At 47.1% G+C, this 19,334-nt stretch carries 18 protein-coding genes; 4 read left to right on the top strand and 14 right to left on the bottom strand.

Annotation, left to right across the window (positions count from 1 at the left end; genetic code table 11):
* Positions 1-14 precede the first annotated feature (14 nt).
* Complete coding sequence (locus EHO60_RS01960) at positions 15-521, bottom strand: SRPBCC family protein (RefSeq protein ID WP_135766475.1); 507 nt, start codon at positions 519-521, stop codon at positions 15-17.
* A 3-nt stretch (positions 522-524) separates the two neighbouring features.
* Positions 525-905: an ArsR/SmtB family transcription factor gene (locus EHO60_RS01955; RefSeq protein ID WP_135766474.1), complete on the bottom strand. Its 381-nt coding sequence runs from the start codon at positions 903-905 to the stop codon at positions 525-527.
* A 288-nt stretch (positions 906-1,193) separates the two neighbouring features.
* Here EHO60_RS01955 and EHO60_RS01950 point away from each other — a divergent pair, with 288 nt between their 5' ends.
* Entirely contained in the window at positions 1,194-2,687 is a 1,494-nt protein-coding gene (locus tag EHO60_RS01950) for an ABC-F family ATP-binding cassette domain-containing protein (protein ID WP_135766473.1), read from the top strand.
* A gap of 67 nt (positions 2,688-2,754) precedes the next feature.
* On the opposite strand, the gene EHO60_RS01945 is transcribed toward EHO60_RS01950, so the two are convergent.
* A complete protein-coding gene (locus EHO60_RS01945; RefSeq protein WP_135766472.1) occupies positions 2,755-3,414 on the bottom strand; it encodes a TetR/AcrR family transcriptional regulator in 660 nt (219 codons plus the stop codon).
* Between the two features lie 141 nt (positions 3,415-3,555).
* Here EHO60_RS01945 and EHO60_RS01940 point away from each other — a divergent pair, with 141 nt between their 5' ends.
* A complete protein-coding gene (locus EHO60_RS01940) occupies positions 3,556-4,947 on the top strand; it encodes a flavin-containing monooxygenase (protein ID WP_135766471.1) in 1,392 nt (463 codons plus the stop codon).
* 52 nt (positions 4,948-4,999) lie between these two features.
* Here EHO60_RS01940 and EHO60_RS01935 read toward each other — a convergent pair whose 3' ends face one another.
* From EHO60_RS01935 to EHO60_RS01920, 4 genes are all read right to left on the bottom strand, one after another.
* A complete protein-coding gene (locus EHO60_RS01935) occupies positions 5,000-7,981 on the bottom strand; it encodes a PP2C family protein-serine/threonine phosphatase (protein WP_135766470.1) in 2,982 nt (993 codons plus the stop codon).
* 57 nt (positions 7,982-8,038) lie between these two features.
* Positions 8,039-8,800: an ABC transporter permease gene (locus EHO60_RS01930; protein WP_135766469.1), complete on the bottom strand. Its 762-nt coding sequence runs from the start codon at positions 8,798-8,800 to the stop codon at positions 8,039-8,041.
* The gene (locus tag EHO60_RS01925; RefSeq protein ID WP_135766468.1) at positions 8,797-9,729 is read right to left on the bottom strand and encodes an ABC transporter ATP-binding protein; all 933 of its coding nucleotides are present in this window, start codon (positions 9,727-9,729) and stop codon (positions 8,797-8,799) included. The genes EHO60_RS01930 and EHO60_RS01925 overlap by 4 nt, the downstream gene beginning before the upstream one ends.
* A 97-nt stretch (positions 9,730-9,826) precedes the next feature.
* Positions 9,827-10,144 (bottom strand): ArsR/SmtB family transcription factor, encoded by a 318-nt coding sequence (locus EHO60_RS01920; protein ID WP_135766467.1) that lies wholly within the window; start codon positions 10,142-10,144, stop codon positions 9,827-9,829.
* Between the two features lie 167 nt (positions 10,145-10,311).
* On the opposite strand from EHO60_RS01920, the gene EHO60_RS01915 reads away from it, so the two are divergent.
* Positions 10,312-11,718: a hypothetical protein gene (locus EHO60_RS01915; protein WP_135766466.1), complete on the top strand. Its 1,407-nt coding sequence runs from the start codon at positions 10,312-10,314 to the stop codon at positions 11,716-11,718.
* Positions 11,719-11,726: 8 nt separating this feature from the next.
* Here the strand turns inward: EHO60_RS01915 and EHO60_RS01910 are convergent, their stop codons facing one another.
* Positions 11,727-12,521 (bottom strand): alpha/beta fold hydrolase, encoded by a 795-nt coding sequence (locus tag EHO60_RS01910; RefSeq protein WP_135766465.1) that lies wholly within the window; start codon positions 12,519-12,521, stop codon positions 11,727-11,729.
* 149 nt (positions 12,522-12,670) lie between these two features.
* Here EHO60_RS01910 and EHO60_RS01905 point away from each other — a divergent pair, with 149 nt between their 5' ends.
* Positions 12,671-13,333, top strand: a complete 663-nt coding sequence (locus EHO60_RS01905; RefSeq protein WP_135766464.1) for a hypothetical protein — start codon at positions 12,671-12,673, stop codon at positions 13,331-13,333.
* Here EHO60_RS01905 and EHO60_RS01900 read toward each other — a convergent pair.
* The 6 genes from EHO60_RS01900 to pstC form a co-directional block, all read right to left on the bottom strand.
* Positions 13,326-14,672, bottom strand: a complete 1,347-nt coding sequence (locus EHO60_RS01900; protein WP_135766463.1) for an adenylate/guanylate cyclase domain-containing protein — start codon at positions 14,670-14,672, stop codon at positions 13,326-13,328. The two genes, EHO60_RS01905 and EHO60_RS01900, sit on opposite strands and share 8 nt — an antisense overlap.
* Positions 14,673-14,708: 36 nt before the next feature.
* Positions 14,709-15,788 (bottom strand): ATP-grasp domain-containing protein, encoded by a 1,080-nt coding sequence (locus EHO60_RS01895; RefSeq protein WP_135766462.1) that lies wholly within the window; start codon positions 15,786-15,788, stop codon positions 14,709-14,711.
* A gap of 7 nt (positions 15,789-15,795) precedes the next feature.
* Entirely contained in the window at positions 15,796-16,344 is a 549-nt protein-coding gene (locus EHO60_RS01890) for a hypothetical protein (protein WP_135766461.1), read from the bottom strand.
* Positions 16,345-16,451: 107 nt separating this feature from the next.
* Positions 16,452-17,219, bottom strand: a complete 768-nt coding sequence (gene pstB / locus EHO60_RS01885; protein ID WP_246028091.1) for a phosphate ABC transporter ATP-binding protein PstB — start codon at positions 17,217-17,219, stop codon at positions 16,452-16,454.
* A 43-nt stretch (positions 17,220-17,262) separates the two neighbouring features.
* Positions 17,263-18,207 carry a phosphate ABC transporter permease PstA gene (pstA, locus tag EHO60_RS01880; RefSeq protein WP_135766459.1) on the bottom strand — a complete coding sequence of 315 codons (945 nt, stop codon included), beginning with the start codon at positions 18,205-18,207 and terminating at the stop codon, positions 17,263-17,265.
* 34 nt (positions 18,208-18,241) lie between these two features.
* Positions 18,242-19,333: a phosphate ABC transporter permease subunit PstC gene (gene pstC / locus EHO60_RS01875; RefSeq protein ID WP_135766458.1), complete on the bottom strand. Its 1,092-nt coding sequence runs from the start codon at positions 19,331-19,333 to the stop codon at positions 18,242-18,244.
* Between the last annotated feature and the right edge of the window lies 1 nt (position 19,334).

Genomic DNA, 19,334 nt, shown 5'->3' with positions numbered 1-19,334 from the left:
GATTCCGTACCGTTTTACTTGCTTTCTTGAGAGATCGATACCGTATCCAAAAGATTCGCCAAGCGATTATAGCTTTGTTCCACTCCGCCTTCCATCGGAGATTTGAGCACCATGTCTCTGGCCTCTTTGGATTCGTATAGTATGGTTACGATCAGATTCGTTCGGTTTCCTTCCGATACGAATTCGTTCGTTAAGAGAGCTTCTCCGGGATACCAGGTCTCTTCGAATTTTTCGGTGCAAACCAAGAGTTCCGGTTTATCGATTTTCTTATACACTCCTCCCGCTCCCATTTCCGTTCCGTTTTCTTCGCGTTTCCAGACGTAACGGTATTTTCCGCCGATGCGGAGATCGACTTCGCATAAGGATAGGATCCATCCGTCGGGTCCGAAAAGCCATCGCTTCAATAATTCCGGTTTCGTAAAGCAATCGAAGACCAATTCCCGATTCGCCTGGAAAGAACGGGTCATGACGATCTCTTTTTCACCTTTGGCGACTACTTTCACATTTTTAGATAAACTCATTCTTTACTCCTTTTTCCGCTTGGACGAATTCCTTTTCGGACGTCGTGTCGCTTTCAATTCTTCCAGCAATTCGTCCAAGTGACCGTATCTGATTTCCCAGAATTTTCGATATTCTTCCAACCAACGGTTCGCCTCCTCTAAGGGCTTGCCTTCTAATCTGCACGGACGCTTTTGTGCGTCTTGTACCCTGGAAACGAGTCCCGCTTTTTCCAATACTTTCAAATGTTTGGAAATCGCCGGTTGGCTCATCGCGAAAGGTTTTGCCAGATCCATTACGGCGACTTCTCCGGAAGCCAATCTTTTTAGGATCGCCCTTCTCGTAGGATCCGCCAACGCGAAGAACGTCGCGTCCAATTGATCGGAGGTGCTTTTTTTATATCTCATTGGTTATATAACTAATTGGTTATTTAAAGGATGAAAAAATCAATCTTTTTTTACGTCCTCGCCGAAATATGATTCAGAGCGAATCGTATTCTCCCTTATCGGAATTCGTTTTGCTGCCTTAAAAATCCGTCATGGAGGGGCGAAATCCGCGCGTTGTCGCAGACGAGCTCCGGCGGAACGGAATCTGCGAACGGATCGGGCCTAGGTTGCCGACAAAAGAATCCAAATCCGAATAGAAAATTAATCTCTTCGAACAATTTTGGCTAGAAACGGCATTTTTCACCCTCTATGATCAAAATTTCCAATTTAAACAAATCCTATCAATCCAAGGTCCTCTTTGACGATTTGAATCTGAGCATGAACCGAGGGGAAAAACTCGGTCTTGTCGGAAGGAACGGGCACGGTAAATCTACTCTATTTCGGATGATCTTGGGGGAAACCGAACCCGACTCCGGCAATATCAGCGTTCCTAAAGGTTACAAGATCGGCCATTTGGAACAACATTTGAAATTCTCCAAACCCACGGTTTTGGAAGAATGCGCGCTCGGATTACCGGAGGGAGAAGAATACGAAACCTGGCAGGTGGAGAGAATTCTTTTCGGACTGGGCTTTTCCGAAGCGGATATGGAAAGGAATCCGAACGAATTCTCCGGCGGATATCAAATTCGGATGAATTTGGCGAAGCTGTTGGCATCGGGTCCCGACCTATTGATGCTCGACGAACCGAACAACTATCTGGACATAGTCACGATCCGCTGGCTGGAGGAATTCCTAAGGGAATGGGAAGGGGAGATCGTGCTCGTCACGCATGATCGAAGTTTTATGGACAGCGTGGTTACGCATACAGCCGCAATTCATAGAACGAAGGCTATTAAGGTGCAAGGGGATACGGATAAATTGTATTCTCAGATCAACCAAGCCGAAGAAATTTACGAAAAAACCAGGCTGAACGAAGCCAAAAAAAGGAAGCAGGAAGAGATCTTTATCGCTAGGTTCAAGGCCAAGGCCAGTTTTGCGAGCCGGGCCCAATCGAGGGTGAAAAGATTGGAAAAGCAGGGGGAGATGAAGGCTCTCGACGCGATTCCGGATTTGGAACTTTATTTCAATAGCGCTCCTTTTGCGGCTAGCCAGATGTTATCCGCGGAGAATCTGTCGTTTTCTTATACCGGAAAGGAGCCGTTTTTAATCCGCGATTTTTCCATCAGCGTGGGAAATCGCGATCGGATCTGCATTATAGGTAAGAACGGAAAAGGAAAATCCACTCTGTTGAAACTTCTTGCGGGGGAATTGGAACCTTCCGCCGGAACGGTCCGCAAGCATCCGATTTTGAAGGAAGGGTATTTCGGCCAAACGAACAAATCGAATCTGAACGAAAACGCGACAGTCGTCGAAGAGATTATGAGCGCCGAAAAGTCCTGTACGGAATGGCAGGCCAGAACGATCGCCGGCGGATTGATGTTCTCCGATGATCTTGCATTAAAGAAGATTAAAGTTCTTTCGGGCGGAGAGAAAAGTCGCGTTCTGCTCGGGAAAATCCTAGTCACTCCCTGCCATCTTTTGTTTTTGGACGAGCCGACGAACCATTTGGACATGCAATCCTGCGATTCCCTGATCGAAGCCATCGACGAGTTCGAAGGATCGGTAATCATGGTAACCCACAACGAAATGCACCTGAAAGCGGTCGCGACGAAGCTGATCGTGTTCGATCAAGATACGATTCGGGTCTTCGACGGTACCTACGACGATTTTCTAAACGATATAGGGTGGGGGGACGAGAATTAGATCGGATGATTTTCGATTCAAAGTCGAAACCAACCGGCGAAAATTCCAAGTAGACAAGCGCCGCTCCTTAGCGTTCCCATTCGGAAAAGTATGCCGTGACGGCTCGGACGGCTTGGCGGCGGATCGATTCGGATATTCTATTTTCCTGATAATAGCCTCGTTTCATACAAGCGAATGCGATTTCCACGCCCAATGTGGCTACGTCGGGTTTTCGGGGGAGATACAAGGGTTCTTTGAGATTTTCCAGGCGGGTCCGAACTCCTTTTCCGATATGATCAATCGTAACCTCCTGAGCTAAATATGCGTTCCTACTCAAGGGGCCGCCCAAAATCAATGCACTCGCGGCCGGAGTGGAATCGTAGTAGTCGGAGGCAGCGTTTACCCAGAGGCCTACTAATTTTTTCCAAGATAATTTTCGGTTCTTGGAAGATTTCTCGGCCAGAATTTCTCCGACTCTTGCAAGATGCAACTCCGCTAGTTTCGTAAATAAGACGTACTTGTCCGGAAAGAATTGGTAAATGCTACCTCGGGGAACTCCGGATTCCTTCGCGATATCGGGGATGGAGATTTCTTCCGGATCCATTTTTTTTAGCATATTCTCCGTTGCCTTCAAAACGAGAGTCACTCGTTGCTGGGACCTCTCCTGCAAGGGCGGTTTGGATTTATAGGTCCTCCGGTTTTCGCCGCCGAGATTCGAGTCGAACTTTTTGGATTCAAAATCTAACATTTGTTATATATCTCCGAGCAGGGTCGATGTTCATGAAAAATTCCTTGTCCCTAAATTCAAGGAAAGTAAGATTTTGTAAAAATGTGACATTTGTCGGATTTTTTTCCCAATGGAAAGATTGAAAATCGGGTGAGAAGTTTTATGAAATCGAACAAACGAGTTTGCGTGGTCGGAGCCGGGCCGAGCGGAATTGCAGCCGCGAAGAATTGCGTGGAATACGGTATCGACGTGGTAGTCTTCGAAAAAAACGATAAGGTAGGAGGGAATTGGGTCTTTAATTCCAAAACGGGTCATTCCAGCGTTTACGAAAATACTCATATCATCAGTTCCAAGGTATGGTCGGAATACGAGGATTTTCCCATGCCGGAAGAATATCCCGATTATCCGAATCATAAGCAATTGCAGGCTTATTTCGAATCCTACGCCAAACATTTCGGCGTTTATCATAAGATTAGATTCAATCATTCGATCAAAAAGATCTCTCGTACTGAGGGCGGGGATTGGAAGGTGGAATTTACGGATTCAAAAGAGAAAAATAAAGTAGAAAACTTTGATATTTTAATGGTCGCAAACGGTCATCATTGGGATCCGAAATATCCTAAATACGAAGGAAAATTCACAGGAAAGTTCCTTCATTCCCATGATTTTAAGGGAGTAACGGAGGATTGGAGAGGAAAGGACGTGCTGATCATCGGAGGAGGAAATTCCGCCTGCGACGTAGCGGTGGAATCCGCCCGCCTTGCGAAAAGCGTGAAATTATCCATGAGGAGTCCGCAATGGTTTTTTCCGAAGTTTCTGTTCGGGATGCCCTCCGACGTATTCGCCGCAATGACTCCCTCCTGGATCCCGGCCAAGATCAAGCAATACGTTCTCACGAAGTTGCTCTATGTTTTACAAGGATCGTATAAAAATTACGGATTACCGGTCAACACCGCTCCGGCGTTGAGCCATCACCCCACCTTAAATTCGGATCTTCTGGATTTTATTCGGCACGGCAGGATCAAACCGAGACCTGCGATCAAGGCTTTTCACGGAAAGTCCGTCGAGTTCGCGGACGGAACGGAGGAAAAGTTCGATATCATTTGCGCCTGTACCGGATTTTGGACTACCTTCCCGTTTTTTGACAAGTCGTTTATCGATTTTCAATATGCGGAGAAGATCCCCTTGTATCGGAAGATGATGCATCCGGATTATCGGAACCTGTATTTTATCGGTCTTTTTCAGCCTGTCGGTTGCATTTGGCCTATGGCGGATTATCAGGCGAAACTGGCCTGTATGGAGATATTAGGAAAATACGAAAGACCTAAAAATCTAAAAGCGGAGATCCAATACGAAATCGACCATCCTCATTTCAGTTTCGGAGGCGGCCAGAGGCATGCGGTCGAAGTCGATTATCACGGATTTCGGAAGGATTTGAAATCCGACCTGGCAAAGGCGGGAATCGACATAGGAAAACCTCCTGCCGGCCGTAAAGGTTTCTACAAATCCTTTTTCAGGACTGCTTCGAAGGAACCGGTTGCCCTAAGTAGATGAGTCCTTCCAGCGCTCTTATCATACTGCGTTAAGAGCGCTTGTTAGGAATCTTTCAGTCTATTTCCAGCAACTTTTTCAATTTGCGGATATTCTTATTTTCCGGGTCGATTTCTTCCGCGTTTTTCGTGTATTGGATCGCCTCTTCTTTGTGACCTAGGAGACGGTTGAGATCGGAAAGATTTACAAGATTTTGCACGTTCATGGGTTGGAGCTGGTTCACCATCTTTGCCGCTTGTAAGGCTTGGGTCAGATTTCCGAGTTTCTTTTCCGCGATAGACAGATAGTACCAAAGTTCCGCCGTATCCGGGTCGTAGGAAAGATATTTACTGAGCACTTGTACCGCTAACGGATAATCCTTTTCCTTAAAGCTAAGCAATCCTAAAAGTTTGTTCAATCTTTGGTTGGAATTATCGGCGGCGTAAGCGTCCATAAGGATCCCGATCGCCTTTTGCACTTCGCCGATCTTGTAAAGCTCCTTACCTTCTTTGTAAAGATTTCTGATCGTAATTCTGTCTTCCTGCTCTTCTTCCTCGGGAAGCAGACCTGCAGTCGCAGGTCTTCCGGTTTCTCGGAAGCCGATCCTCAGGATGGAAAGATCGTCTATGACTTCTCCCGTTTCCCGTATCGCACGTTCTATCGCGGATATTTCGGCATGGGAATTTTCGACGATTTGCAGGAATAGGTTTTCGTCTTCGTTGATGATCCGTTTGCCGTTCACGTTCGAGAGCATTAGGTCGTCTCTTCCATCCGAAGCAAGTATGACCACGTCTTCCGGATGGAGTTGGAATTTTTTGACTTTAAAAGGATATTCCGAATCCAACCCCAATTTTCTTAGCTCCAAGTCCGATTCGATGAACGAAGCTTTTCCATCCCGATACAAAACGGAAAAAGGGTGTTCCGCATTCCAGTAAAATGTCTCCCCGCTTTCGTCGTCCACCAACAGGAGTGTGGCCGAAATGATCATACTTCCGTCGAAGCTTTTGAAGACGGAATGCACTTCGTGGTATACTTCGGTAAGCCATTCTTCGGGAGTTTTTTCTAGGACACGTTTGTTTGCCGCAGAGCGAGCCATGATCGAATTCATGACGACTCCCATGACTAAGGATCCTCCGGCGCCTTGCATGGATTTTCCCATCGCATCGCCGTTTAAGGCCATCGTGTATTTCTTAAAATTCTCCGGAGTTCCCAAACGGAGATTCCCGGTGAGGCAAATATCCCCTCCGAGTTCCCCATGTTTATTACGGAATTCGAAATATTTCTTCTGTCTGATCAGGAAGTTCGTGTTTACGTTAGCGGATTTATTGGCGTTATAAAATAAGGGTTTTGCAAGTAGGGAAGTTAAGAAATAATCCCCGTCCTGCTGGATCTTGAGTTGCTGGACCTCCCGCATTTTCTCCTGCACTTCCCTAGTTCTTTCTTCCACCTTTTCTTCCAGGTGATCCGCGTAGTTCTGGAGTTCCTGTCTGGCGCTACGTATGGAATCCACCATGGAGTTGAAAGAAAGGGAAAGGAAACCGACCTCGTCCATGGTTTTAATGGGAACGTTTACGTCCAAGTTCCCATGGTTCACTTTTTCCACTCCGGATAACAGATCGTTCAAAGGTTTTACGAGACTTACGCGGAGAAGGATTGGAAACGCGATCAGGATAAAGACGGAAGTACCTAACTGGATCAGAACCAACCATTTGGCGACGTTATGTATCGCCTGTCTGAACTCCAGATATCCGAAGCCGACCTCGTACCTTTTCTTGCCGATCTCGAAATCGTAATGGGTATAAAAATGATCCGCCATACGGTACATTCTCGATTCTAAAGGTGGATTCGTTCTTTCGAATTCCTGAGAGGCCAAGGCTTCCGTTTCTTCCGGAGTTTTTCCCTTGTACTTCTTCCTATTTTTTTCGATGAATTCGTGAAGCTCCTGTTTTTTATAAAGCGCCTCTCCGCTTTTTAGAGAATCCGGTCCGATATCGGAATTTTTCTTAAAAACGATTTCATAATCTCTTCCGAACAGCCCCGGACCCGTAGGTCCGGACAGAAGGTATTTTACGTCCTGGGGAAAATCTTTTTCTCCGTTTCTGAGCGAAGTTTTTACGGAATTCACTTCGGAAATATTCTTGCTTTGTATGGACTTATCCAGAGCGAACATAGTGATATAACTGATGGCACTCAACGCTAACATGATGGTGACCACGGCGCTGGATAGGATCTTGGTCATAAAACTGGTGGGTTCCGGAGAATGATCCAAATACGCGTTTTGAACCAGGAACATTGTCATCACGGAAAGAATAAAGTAGGCGATCGCATACGTATCGAAATCTATGGAGCCGGATTTGTTTAGCAGGTTATTAAACGCATTCAGAATATTCAGGAAAGCGGTCAGCAGAAACGCTCGCAGAGCGACGGCTTCCTTTCCGATCGGAAACAGGATTTTTTTGAATCCGATCAGGATTCCTAGCGATATTTTTGCGGGGATTCGAAATACGGACTTCTTCTCCGATAAAGAATCGGACCAGGTTTTTAGGATTCCACGATAATCGGAGTAGTAATTTATCTTTCTGATCAGAATGAAAATGCTGACGCAAAAACAGAATAGGATGGTCGCTCCCGATTCCTTACCGAAATCGAAGCTGAATTGGTGGGCGGTAAAGGAGAACGTCTTTTCCATCCGGTACGTTTTGACGATGAAGTGAACCCAGGCGGCTAGTGCCAGCAGAAAGGTTCCGGCAATTACGATTTTGGATTCTTTCGGATGTACGTTTTTGGGAAAATGATAGCAGAATCCGATCAAAGACACGATGGCAAAGACTACGAATACGGTAAAATACCTATGGTAGGCGGAGATCGGATCGAAGACGGAATAGGATATGAAATACCCGAAAAACATCATCGCATATCCGAGATACATTAAGATTAGATAATATGTCGGAAGGGTCTTATCCTTTTTGAAGATCAGGAAGGCGGAGAGAACACAAGTAAGAAGAAAAAGCGAAAAAACACCTATGGAATGATGAGAAAATAGGATGGATTCGTGCATAGCGGGGCTTAAGCATCACCGAAATAACGGAAAAGTCAAGCCGCTTAGCTTATCGGCTCACTTTTTGATATGATATCCCGTTCGGAAGATCCAAGCCACTACGAGGAGGCAGGCGGTAAGGAAGAGTAGGATCATCGCGAGGCTCACTTCCACGCTTACATCGGAGATCTCGTAAAAACTCCAGCGAAAGCCGCTGACCAAATAGAGAACAGGATTGAACAATGTGACCGATTGCCAAAACGGGGGAAGCATGCTCGCGGAATAAAAACTTCCGCCTAAAAATACGAGGGGAGTGATGACCAGAAGAGGGATCACCTGAAGTTTTTCGAAATTGTCCGCCCAGATTCCGATGATAAATCCGAACAAGCTAAAGGAAACGGCAGTGAGAATCAGGAAAAGGATCATTAAGGCCGGATGAGCGATGCGTACAGGAACGAAAAAGGAGGCGGTTAGTAGCATGATGGTTCCCAGAATGAGGGACTTCGTGGCGGCGGCCCCGACATATCCTAGAACGGCTTCAAGACTCGAGACGGGAGCGGAGAGGATTTCGTAGATCGTTCCCGTGAATTTCGGGAAATAGATTCCGAAAGAAGCGTTCGATATACTTTCCGTCAGGAGAGAGAGCATCACGAGGCCGGGAACGATAAAAGAGCCGTAGGGAACCCCTTCCACTTCCTGGATCCGGGAACCGATCGCGGAGCCGAAGACCACGAAATACAGAGAAGTGGAGATGACGGGAGAGGCGATGCTTTGCATCAAGGTACGTCTTGTTCTCGCCATTTCCAATACGTAGATCGCTTTAATTGCGTGAAAATTCATTTGGACTCCTTGACTAATCGAACGAAGATTTCTTCCAGGGAACTTTGGGAAGTATTCAGATCCCGAAATCCTATACCGGTGAGTTTTAGATCGTCTAGAAGGGATATGATTCCGTTCTGTTTTCCGTGACTATCGTAAGTATAAATCAGCTGCTTTCCTTCCTCTCCGATCTCCAATTCGTATCGAGAAAGGGGACCCGGTATGGAATCGATGGAAGAAGTTAGATCTATGGTCATCTGTTTTTTCCCGAGCTTTCTCATCAGCTCTTCCTTGCGCTCTACCAGTATCAATTCCCCTTTGCTGATGATTCCGATCCGATCGGCGATCTCCTCCGCCTCTTCGATGTAATGAGTCGTAAGAATGATCGTGACCCCGTTGTCCCTAAGGGAGCGGACGATGTTCCACATATCTTTTCTCAACTCCACATCCACTCCCGCAGTCGGCTCATCCAAGAATAGCACGGAAGGTTCGTGGGATAGGGCTTTGGCGATCATGACCCTGCGTTTCATCCCTCCGGAAAGAGTGATAATCGGCTGGTCTTTCTTTTCCCAAAGCGTGAGGGATCGTAGAATTTTTTCCACATATTCGCTGTTTGGCGCTTTTCCGAACAGACCACGGCTGAAATTTACGGTAGCTATCACCGTTTCGAAGGAATGCACCGCCAGTTCCTGAGGCACCAGCCCGATCATGGATCTGGTCCGACGATAATTCTTCAGAATATCGTAGCCACCTACCGTAACGGAACCTTCGCTCGCATTCACTAAACCGCAGACCAAGGAGATCAAAGTGGTTTTACCGGCTCCGTTCGGGCCTAAGAGAGCGATAATCTCTCCTTCTTTGATCTCGAGATTTATGTTTTTCAACGCCTGAAAACCGGTTGCGTAGGTTTTAGAAACATTTTGGACGGATACGATCGATGGGTCGGACATGTCTTTTACCTGTTATTACGGAAGCGTATATTAGAATTCCAGAGGTATATATTTCCAGTAGCCCGGAGTTACGCGAGCGGATTTTTCCGCCTTCCGATCATTTGTTTTCTTTTCTGGAACTTTCGAGGATCGCACGGAGTAGGCCCGGAAATTTTTTTTCAAGATCCCGGTTGCGTAAGGATAGAAATTTTTGCGTTCCTTCCAATCTGGTTTTGGTAAGCCCCGCCTCTCTCAATTTTCCTATATGATAGGAAAGATTCGTTTTCGAAGCATATTCCAAAAATGCAGAACAGTTTGCTTCCTCGACTTCGAGCAATTTCAGTAGGATTTTTCTCCGGATCGGATCACTCACCGCTTCGAAAATCGTCGAAAGCTGGATTTGGTCTAAGGTCGGGTGCGGGGGAGTTTTGGACATTGGGATCTCTGTTCTTTTTTGACGAAATAGTATAAAAATTCAAGAACTATTGAACTATTTATCTACTTGGACCGTCGGATTTTTTAAAAGTTCAATAGTTCTTGAACTATAAAACTAAGAGAAACCGCCCTTGGAGGGTGGTGGATCGAATTGTTTAGGAGACGACAATGAATCCAAATGTTAGAAGGTTCCCGTTCAAACGGGTTTTTTCCGTTTTATTCCTTTCGATTTCTCTTCCGCTTCAATTGGACTTGGACGCGGACGAGGTCGTGTTGCGGTCAGGTAGAAGGCTTTCGGACCTGACCTTGGAAAAAGAAGGACCCGACGATTTCATTTTCAGCTTTTCGGAGGGGATTCCCATTCGGATTCCTAAGTCTGAAATCGTCCAGCATATCCGGAACCAAAACATTCCGGCAAAGGAAGAGAAGTCTTCCGAAATGTTGACCAAGGATCAGATCATAAATAAAATTTCCGTCTCCGCAGGTCCGGAAAAAAAGAGGGATTTCGATCTGACCTGGAGCCAATCTCTGACCAACGACGTGTTCATCAACGGGAATAGCTTCTTCGGAAACGCTTATGCGAGACGAGGAGACCTGAAATACTCCAGCCTTCCCAAGTCCTTGATCCTGGATACGGTGGTCAATATCCCCACGAATCTGGAAGGGTTGAATCTGACCATTCGGGAACTTTCTCCATTGAACGGTCGTTCGAATCGGGACGTAGACGGAGGATTCCAGGCCGCCCCGTTTGCACCCGACGTTAGCCTAAGCCAGGCTCTGCAAAATCCAGGGGTGTACAAACAGAGAAAGGAAACGAACGGTCTCCGGGATGCTCTGGCCGCGGTCCTGATGTACAGGTGGAGAACGAACCGGCTCGGAGATTTTAACACGGGAATGATTTATTATGCGAACACGCAACCCGGTTTCGCCTTAGGGCTATTCACCGCAGGTTGGAATCTTCCGTTTTTGACGTATCTGAACCCTTCCTATTTCTTTAATATTCGATTCACTTCCGAAAGGATCGGCGGGGCGTCGATCGGCGGCCAAAACGATATGGACTCCGGTTATCCTACGAACGCGTTCAACGGTAGCACGTTTCATCGGTTTTCGATCCACCATGAATACGATATAACCAAGGACTTCAAGGTACAACCCGGGATCGATTTAGGTTACCAATATTATAACGATAACATAGACAGGAGATCGGGATTCAAGAATTTGGATTTCAAGCTGATGGTGCGTTATTCCTCGTTTTTCGCCTCTTTGACCGACGTATATCGTCCGAACACTTATATGATAGATAACAATTATTATTATCCGAATATAGTCGGCGGACAGACGGTCGGAGTGGTTCCGGGAGCGAGTACGGTCCAGCCTCTCCCCGCGAATTCCAACGACGGGTTGACCGTGAACCCTTCCAAAAGTTACGGAACATCCAACGAGATCGTACTTAATTCCATCGCGAACTCGAACTTGGATCCGAACATCAAGCAGGCCTTAGTCAACCATCATCTAGCCCAAAAAATACCGCTTCACAGCGTGATCTGGTCCTTCGGTTACTCCATCCGTCTTTGATGGAGTAACTAGTCTCGTTTTCCGGAAATCTCCGAAAGGAGTCCTTTCACCGTCGAAAAGTTTTTCCATGGTAGAAAATGGCCTTCTTCCGGCAGGTAAATTTCCTTTACGATGGATCGCAACGGGAACGTGCGCCGTGCGAAATTCAGATTTTCCGGAGAAACGAGGCTGTCTTTCCCACCTTGCATGATATAGACTTCCGCCTTCAGTTTTTTCCAATCGGGCTCGATCGCCAACAACTGTTCCTTCATCGGAAGCATTTCCAGATTGCTGGTAAGAAGATCGGCCGGTAAAACAGATCTTGCAAGCCCGGTATTTGCCGCGCGGTTGTACCATTTTAGTTCTTCTTTTTCGGGATCCAGTGCGGCAGCGAGGAGCACCAGATGAGTCACGCTGTTCCCTTCTAAGGCGGCGATTCTCGCGGCCACCGGTCCGCCGTAAGAATGTCCTACTAGTACGAATTTTCTTTTTGGGGACTTCGGAGAAATGGAATATAAAGAATTTAGAATGCGTTTCGCTTGTTTGTCGACGTCAGGTAACGGACCTGGGGAAGATCCGAATCCGGGTCTGTCCAATCCGATCATGCAGAAGGCGGAAAGTAGATCCGGGTCCTTCATGTATCTCCAGAAATGAATCCAATTTCCGGGAGAGCCGTGGATAAAAACGAGCAGATCCTTATCGGTCTTTCCGAGGCACCCTACCGAAACGGAGTGGATGGCGGAATCGCTCCCTTGATTCGTATCGATTTCTTTGTAAGCCACGCCGGCTCGGGAAAAATCCTGAAGAGCTTCCGCCTCCGTCATTTTCCATTCCGGAAATGAAGTACAGCCTGCAAGGAAACATAAGGATAAAACTAGAGGGAAGTGTTTAGTGTACATCTTAAAAAAATCCGAAAATTGCTTAACTTTTTCCAAAATAGATCGTTCTTAATAGAAGAGAGTAGGAGGATCGCATGGACCTGTCCAGACTTCCTAAAGGTTCCTGGAACGGAACGTTCCGGAGCCATGTTTTACTGCTAGAGAATTTTCTCAGTCCTTTGTCCTCGAAACCGGGAGGGGAAATCTGCGTTTACCTTGCCGGCTTAATCGCAAGAAGATTGGACGAAGCTTATTCCAGCGCCTGCCTTTCTTTTATCCTAGAAGATCCCTCCGAAATCGACGGTATTGTCCGTTCTCACCAACCGTACATCGGTCAAAACGCTCCTATCGTAACGATTTCAAAAATAAACGCGGAATTCCTTTCCTTCGCCCTGGCAACCAAAGGAGACCAAGCCTGGAGAAGTTTGGAGATTCTCGCCCCTAAAAAATTATTCTCTCTCGCCTCCGTTTTCTCTTACAGATGCGGCAATGCCGCGCTCGGAAATATTTTCGGAGTCTTTTCCACCGAGTTAGACCTCCTTTTGAATATTCTAGGCGCGTATCTTCGTTATATAGAAGAGAACCCGGACCGCTTTCCGCCGGCCACACTTTCCGAAAACGTCTCGGAGCGATTCTCCGAGGAGATTAACGAAAGGAACAGATACAAGGAAAGGAACCCCGGGGCCGAAGACACGGTTCCGTACGACGCTCAGGTAGATCCTTCCCGGATTTTAGGCGGCTGGAATCTTCCTAACTGATCTCTTGTTTCTCCTGTCCTTCGAGGGCGGAATAGAGGCGCCAGAAGGAATGACTCGGAGTGTCTTTGGTTCCGGGATCCACAAGGTCCGGTCGGATTCCTTTGACTAGATACATTTCTATTTCTCCTTTATTTTTCGCCTTAACTAGGCCTCTCGGTTCGCAATCGAAAAAGTCCTTTACCAATTCGTACGTCTGCTTGGATATATTCACTTCTCCGGGAAGTCCGGAACTTTCCATTCTGCTAGCGGTATTTACGGTATCGCCCCAAATGTCGTATGCGAACTTTTCGGTTCCAATGACTCCCGCCACTACGCTGCCGCAATGGATGCCCAGGCGCAAGGACCAAGACGGAAGTCCCGCTTGTTCCCTTTCGATTTTATTTTTCAACATGAATTCCTGAAATTCCAATCCGCAAAGGACAGCGTCCACCGCATGGGTAGAGTTCGGAACGGGAAGACCTCCCGCTGCCATGTAGGAATCCCCTATGGTTTTGATCTTTTCAAGACCGTAGCGTTTGGTGACGCGGTCGAAGTATTTGAAAAAAAGATCCAGTTCTCCCACGAGTTCCTCGGGAGTCATGCTTTCGGATATTCGAGTAAAGCCGGCCATATCCGTAAAAAGGACCGAAACGTTTTCATAACGAATCGGAGCCACTCGTTCGTTCTTCTTCAGTTCGTCCGCGATCGTTTCGGGTAGAATGTTCCGGAGGAGATTCTCCGATTTTCCTCTTTCCACATTCAGGTTTCTGGCCATAATAAAGATCAGGATTCCGGTCAGGATCTGTACGAATAAATAATTCCCGGCGAGATCGCCGTATCTCAATTCTCTTGTATCGTTCGTCTGAACGATGAAGTTCGGATAAAAATACTCTAATCCGTAGAGAGTCATCGTGAACAAAGCGTAGAGTCCATACACCAGGAAAACGTTCTGGTCGCGGAGCAGCACTGTCGCTATGACCAAGGCGGGAATGAAATAGTAATGATTTCCTCCTTGCGATCCTCCGTTCAAAAACCAAACGGAAGAGAGATACATCAGGATGGTCAGATTGAAGGGCCAATATAAGGAATAGTAGATACTCTTCACCCGGGAGAGGTAGTACATGGCCAAGAGCGCGACTCCCGAAACGGAGTTTAAGAGCAGAATTCTTAGGTAATATTCGCTCGGAGGAAGAAAAACGGATCCGATAATATTCAGAGATCCGTTGATTAAAGCGACCGAATTGAAAAGCCTATGCTCCATGGAGTTCTTTTTAGGATCCCCTACAAGGAAGAAGACGAAATTTAAAAACCTGAATTTCACGCGGACCTCCTCACGATCGAAAGGTATTACTATTCGCATACCCGTCGGCGGAAGAAAGGACTTTTTCCACGGGTTTTAAACGGAAAGATCGGAAATTTTTCTTCCCCCTTTATAAAAATTCCATAATGCCGCCAGTATGGGAAAGAGTCCCGCCTTCTTCCCTTTCGATTCGCGGCCGATTCTGAACAGGATTTCCCATTGCTTAAAAAGGATCGTATATCGTTCCCGGACGCTGAACCTAGGATCGTATAAGTTCGTGGACTCCGACGTAACGCCGTTCAATTCCACGATCTTAAATTTCTTTCCGAGTTTTAATTCCTCCGGGGAAGAAAAACGGACGTCGTATCTTCCGAAGTAAAAATCTTCGAAAGGGGAAGTGGCTTTCTGTATCTCATCCTCCAATTCGGGACTCATCCATTCTTTTCCGTCCAGGAAAAGGGTTCCCTGGCAATGGTTTCCGGCTTCGGTGAGGGGCAGGGTTTCTCCGGAAGGAAGTACGCGTTTCCAAATTTCTGGGAATCTATTTTGGAATACCTCTTTCTGGATTCTGAATCTGGGATGGGATAATACGAGATTTTCGAGAGTGGATTTACCGTCTCCGGTCACTCGAGGAAATACTTTTCGGGTAATGGAGAAAATTTTTCCGGATTTCTGACCGGGGTATCTATAATAAAAAATTCCAGCCTCGTACGGTCCAGGGTGAAATTCCTGTACGAGCAAAGGAACGTTCGATTCCGCAAGAAGACTTCGGAGATCCTCTTTTCGACGGGCGATCCGGACTCCTTGTCCGCGTTGACCTGCGTCGGGCTTTATGATGACGGGAAAGTCCAAACCAAGTTTCCGCATTTCCCTTTCTACGCTTTCTTCGTTGCGCGAATCCCCATCTACTCGGAAATTTTTTAGGACGTATTCCGGAGAAAGTCGGGAAAGGATGTCGAACTTCGATTCTCCGACGAGTCCTCCCAACGGAATTCCCGGATTCGCGGCTGCGATCGTTCCGAAGCCTAAAGAGGAAAAGGATCCAGGCCTTAGGGAACGGAAGCTGAGGAAGGCGATCCAAGGAACGACGGGAAGATACAATTTCCAAGCGGGCCAAAACTCCATAGGGTCGAAAAGTCTTAAAAGAGAAGTTTCGTTCGCATCTTCGAGTTTCATTCCGGTCCTAAATCACCGGATCCCAACCCATAGGTAAGGCTATCGAACGTTCGAATTGGATCGTCGAGAATGCGAATCCGAAAGCGCTAGGAATATTAGAAAAACATAATCCATATTCCAATCCGATCCGGATCATCGCATCGTGGTGTATGGTATGTTCCTGTACGTACAATAATTCCCTTTCCCAGTAGGTGTCCGTCGATCCTTCCTTCTCCGAAAAAGGATCGGCGATGTAGGAGAGAGACACAGGGCCGCTCCAGTTCCAAATTCGTATCACGGAGGCCAAATCACCGAGGCGGCCGGAGGCGGCGGAAGGAGACTCCTCATACAAAGGATTTCTTTCTCTCCGATCATAGGAGATCGTTTCGTTTTCCCGTCCCCTTAAAAGAGCCTCCACGAATTCTATGGAGTGCCTAACATGCTTGCCCACGGAAGAGCCGGAAAGGATGGGCAAGGGTCTGGTATAAGGTTCAACGGGTACTTTCGAGACGATGTCGGCAAGTTGCGTTAGGACTCCGGAGAGGGACTCGACTAAGTGTGAAGATTCTGTCAGCATCGAAACAAGATTCGTCCGAGCTAATTTATAGGTTACACATCTCCGGCTGAAAAGCGATTTTCGTCGGGGTTTCGGAATAAAATCCTAATGTAACGGAATGGGAAAGATCAGCCGAATTTTCCCGAAATATAGTCTTCGGTCTCTTTTTTGGAAGGGTTATTGAAGATCTTTTTGGTAGTATCGAACTCCATCAGTTTTCCCATATAGAATAATCCGGTATAATCGCTGATCCGGGCCGCCTGTTGCATGTTATGGGTTACGATGACTATGGTATAGGAATCCTTGAATTCCGCGATAAATTCCTCCACTTTCTTGGTGGAAATCGGGTCCAAAGCGGAACAAGGCTCGTCCATCAGGATCACTTCCGGATTCATCGCTATGGCTCTGGCGATGCAAAGCCTTTGCTGTTGCCCGCCGGAGAGCCCCAAGGCGCTATCGTTCAGACGATCCTTGACTTCTTTCCAGATCGCCGCTTTCTTTAGACTTTCCTCGATAACTCCGTCCATCTCGCTTTTGGAAAGTTTAAAATTCATTTTCAAGCCGAAAGCGATGTTTTCGTAAATGGATTTCGGAAACGGAAAGGATTTCTGGAATACCATTCCGACACGTTTGCGTAATTCGACGACATTCATTAACGGATCGTAGATGTTGATCCCGTCGATCTCCAATTTCCCGCCGACGCTGGTTCCGTCGATGACGTCGTTCATCCTATTGATGGATCTTAAGAACGTAGACTTTCCGCAACCGGAGGGCCCGATGAAAGCGGTCACTTTTTTAGCGTGGATGTCCAGGGATATTTCATGCAGGGCCTGACTCTCTCCGTAGAAAAAATCGAAGTGGCGGGATTTTATTTTTACTTTATGGCTTTCTTTCACCTGCGAATTTCTCCTCGCGTCGTCGTTCTTTTTTATACAATCGTTAAGCGCCTAGACGGCCCTTGTTTTTTCGGATTCTGAATCGTATATAAGTCGCGAAAAAACTCATTCCGAACGTGAGAGCCAAAAGCACCAAAGTAGTAGCGTACTGTTTCGGTAAGGCTTTGTCCACGTCGGGGGATTGGGTTGCAAGCACGAATAAGTGGTAGCCCAAATGCATGAATTGGTCAGTCAATTTCGTGGGGAGGTCGGGGAGAGAATAGACCACTCCCACGAACATGATAGGCGCGACTTCGCCGGCCCCTCTCCCGATCGCGAGTATGGCACCGGTCAAGATTCCGGTGACCGAATTCGGAAGAACCAGGTTCCAAATCGTCTGCCATTTGGTGGCGCCTAACGCCAGGCTTGCTTCGCGCATCTCTCGGGGAATGCTACGCATGGTTTCTTCCACGGAAATGATGATAACCGGTAAGGTCAGTACGGCGAGGGTAGCCGCAGACCAAAGAATCGCGGGTTTTCCCCAAACCGGAGCGCTATGTCCCGCTACGGAATCGATCCCTTTTCCGACGAATTGGATGAAAAAGCCCACACCGAATAATCCGAATACGATAGAAGGTACTCCGGCAAGCGTGTTGATCGCAAATCGTAGAGTCGACGTAAATCTGGAGTCGCGATCCGTGTATTCCGCCAAAAAGATTCCCGTCGCAGTGCCGATAGGAATACTGAAAAGAATCATTATAAAAACAAGATATACCGTTCCGTAGATCGCAGGGAAAATACCTCCTTCGAGGTTGTTATTTTTCGGAGCCGCGCTCAGGAATTCCCAGGTTACGTTTAATAACCCGCGGAATATGAAGTTGCCGAGCATGAGTAGGATCAAGGATACGATCAGGATCGTCGAAAGCATCGGAATACCTTCGGCTACGATCGTGGCGATTCTATCTTTCAGTCTTCGTTTGCGGTTTAAGCGGACTTTTTTCCATTTCAATGGGATAACAACCGGATTCGTTCAGGGATTTTCGTTAGGAGCCGTGGAATTTTTTCATTAACCGTTTTTTGACGTACAATTCGGTGACTGCATTCAGCGAAAAAGTGAATACGAACAAAAGAACGCCTAATAAAAATAGAATATTATAATGATTTGATCCCCAGATGACCTCTCCCATTTCCGCTCCGATCGTTGCGGCAAAGGTTCTGGAAGGGTCGAACACTCCGAAGGACATCAAAGGAGCGTTCCCGGTAGCCATGAGAGCTATCATGGTCTCTCCGAAGGCACGGCCAATGCCTAAAAGAACCGCCGCAAAAACTCCGGGTAGTGCGGCGGGAAGCATGACTCTGTAAGCGGTCTGCCATTCCGTAGCTCCTAAGGCCAGAGAGGCTTGCCTATAAGATTGGGGCACTGTATTTAAAGCATCTTCGGCTACGGTGAATATGATCGGGATTACGGCTATGGAGAGGCCGATTCCTCCCGTGATCGCGTTCAGTCGAAAGTCCAAATCGAACACCGACTTTACCACCGTTGCCACGTCCATGAGGCAGAAAAATCCGATCACCACGGAAGGAAAGCTGGCTAGCAATTCTATGGTAGGCTTTATGAATTCACGGATTCGCATGGGCAAAAAGAAGGTTACGTTTAATGCCGCCAAAATGGCCAGAGGAGCGCCGATTAAGATCGCGATAAAAGTGGTCTTTGCGGTTCCGACGATCAGAGGAAGAATGCCGAATTTCGGAATGGTGGAAATCGGTTGCCAAATTGTCCCGATCAGATTTTCCCAAAGGGAAGGTTCTTCGTTAGGAACTTCCTCTTTCGCGGTAGGTTTCGGTCCCAGATGGATTTGTCCGCCACCGTCCGGGTTGTACTCGCTCGGAGCATCCGATCCATAGGAGGTCGGAGCCTCTCCATAAGAAGAGGGCACTTGGGTTTCGCTTGAGATTTTTGCTTTGGGAGGAGAAAAGAAGAGGGAAGAGGCTTCTTTAAAAACGAATAAGAAGATCAGCAAAATGAGCAAAATCGAAGTCGCGGCCACGACCTTGATCGTAAATTCCGCAAAACTATCCACTCTTCGCTTTTGCGGATGGAGTAGATATCTCAAAAGAGATTCGAATTTGCTCATT

Source organism: Leptospira fletcheri, from assembly GCF_004769195.1.
Taxonomy (GTDB): Bacteria; Spirochaetota; Leptospiria; order Leptospirales; family Leptospiraceae; genus Leptospira_B; species Leptospira_B fletcheri.
Note: the sequence above shows the minus strand (reverse complement) of the source record. Positions and strands in the feature narration are given on the sequence as shown.

Coding starts and splice junctions, on each gene's coding strand:
- EHO60_RS01935 (WP_135766470.1), bottom strand. CDS start 7,981: ATGCACGAATCCATCCTATTTTCTCATCATTCCATAGGTGTTTTTTCG.
- EHO60_RS01910 (WP_135766465.1), bottom strand. CDS start 12,521: ATGACGGAGGCGGAAGCTCTTCAGGATTTTTCCCGAGCCGGCGTGGCT.
- EHO60_RS01905 (WP_135766464.1), top strand. CDS start 12,671: ATGGACCTGTCCAGACTTCCTAAAGGTTCCTGGAACGGAACGTTCCGG.
- EHO60_RS01915 (WP_135766466.1), top strand. CDS start 10,312: ATGAATCCAAATGTTAGAAGGTTCCCGTTCAAACGGGTTTTTTCCGTT.
- pstC (WP_135766458.1), bottom strand. CDS start 19,333: ATGAGCAAATTCGAATCTCTTTTGAGATATCTACTCCATCCGCAAAAG.
- EHO60_RS01930 (WP_135766469.1), bottom strand. CDS start 8,800: ATGAATTTTCACGCAATTAAAGCGATCTACGTATTGGAAATGGCGAGA.
- EHO60_RS01950 (WP_135766473.1), top strand. CDS start 1,194: ATGATCAAAATTTCCAATTTAAACAAATCCTATCAATCCAAGGTCCTC.
- EHO60_RS01925 (WP_135766468.1), bottom strand. CDS start 9,729: ATGTCCGACCCATCGATCGTATCCGTCCAAAATGTTTCTAAAACCTAC.
- EHO60_RS01895 (WP_135766462.1), bottom strand. CDS start 15,788: ATGAAACTCGAAGATGCGAACGAAACTTCTCTTTTAAGACTTTTCGAC.
- EHO60_RS01900 (WP_135766463.1), bottom strand. CDS start 14,672: ATGCGAATAGTAATACCTTTCGATCGTGAGGAGGTCCGCGTGAAATTC.
- EHO60_RS01890 (WP_135766461.1), bottom strand. CDS start 16,344: ATGCTGACAGAATCTTCACACTTAGTCGAGTCCCTCTCCGGAGTCCTA.
- EHO60_RS01945 (WP_135766472.1), bottom strand. CDS start 3,414: ATGTTAGATTTTGAATCCAAAAAGTTCGACTCGAATCTCGGCGGCGAA.
- EHO60_RS01920 (WP_135766467.1), bottom strand. CDS start 10,144: ATGTCCAAAACTCCCCCGCACCCGACCTTAGACCAAATCCAGCTTTCG.
- EHO60_RS01940 (WP_135766471.1), top strand. CDS start 3,556: ATGAAATCGAACAAACGAGTTTGCGTGGTCGGAGCCGGGCCGAGCGGA.
- EHO60_RS01960 (WP_135766475.1), bottom strand. CDS start 521: ATGAGTTTATCTAAAAATGTGAAAGTAGTCGCCAAAGGTGAAAAAGAG.
- EHO60_RS01955 (WP_135766474.1), bottom strand. CDS start 905: ATGAGATATAAAAAAAGCACCTCCGATCAATTGGACGCGACGTTCTTC.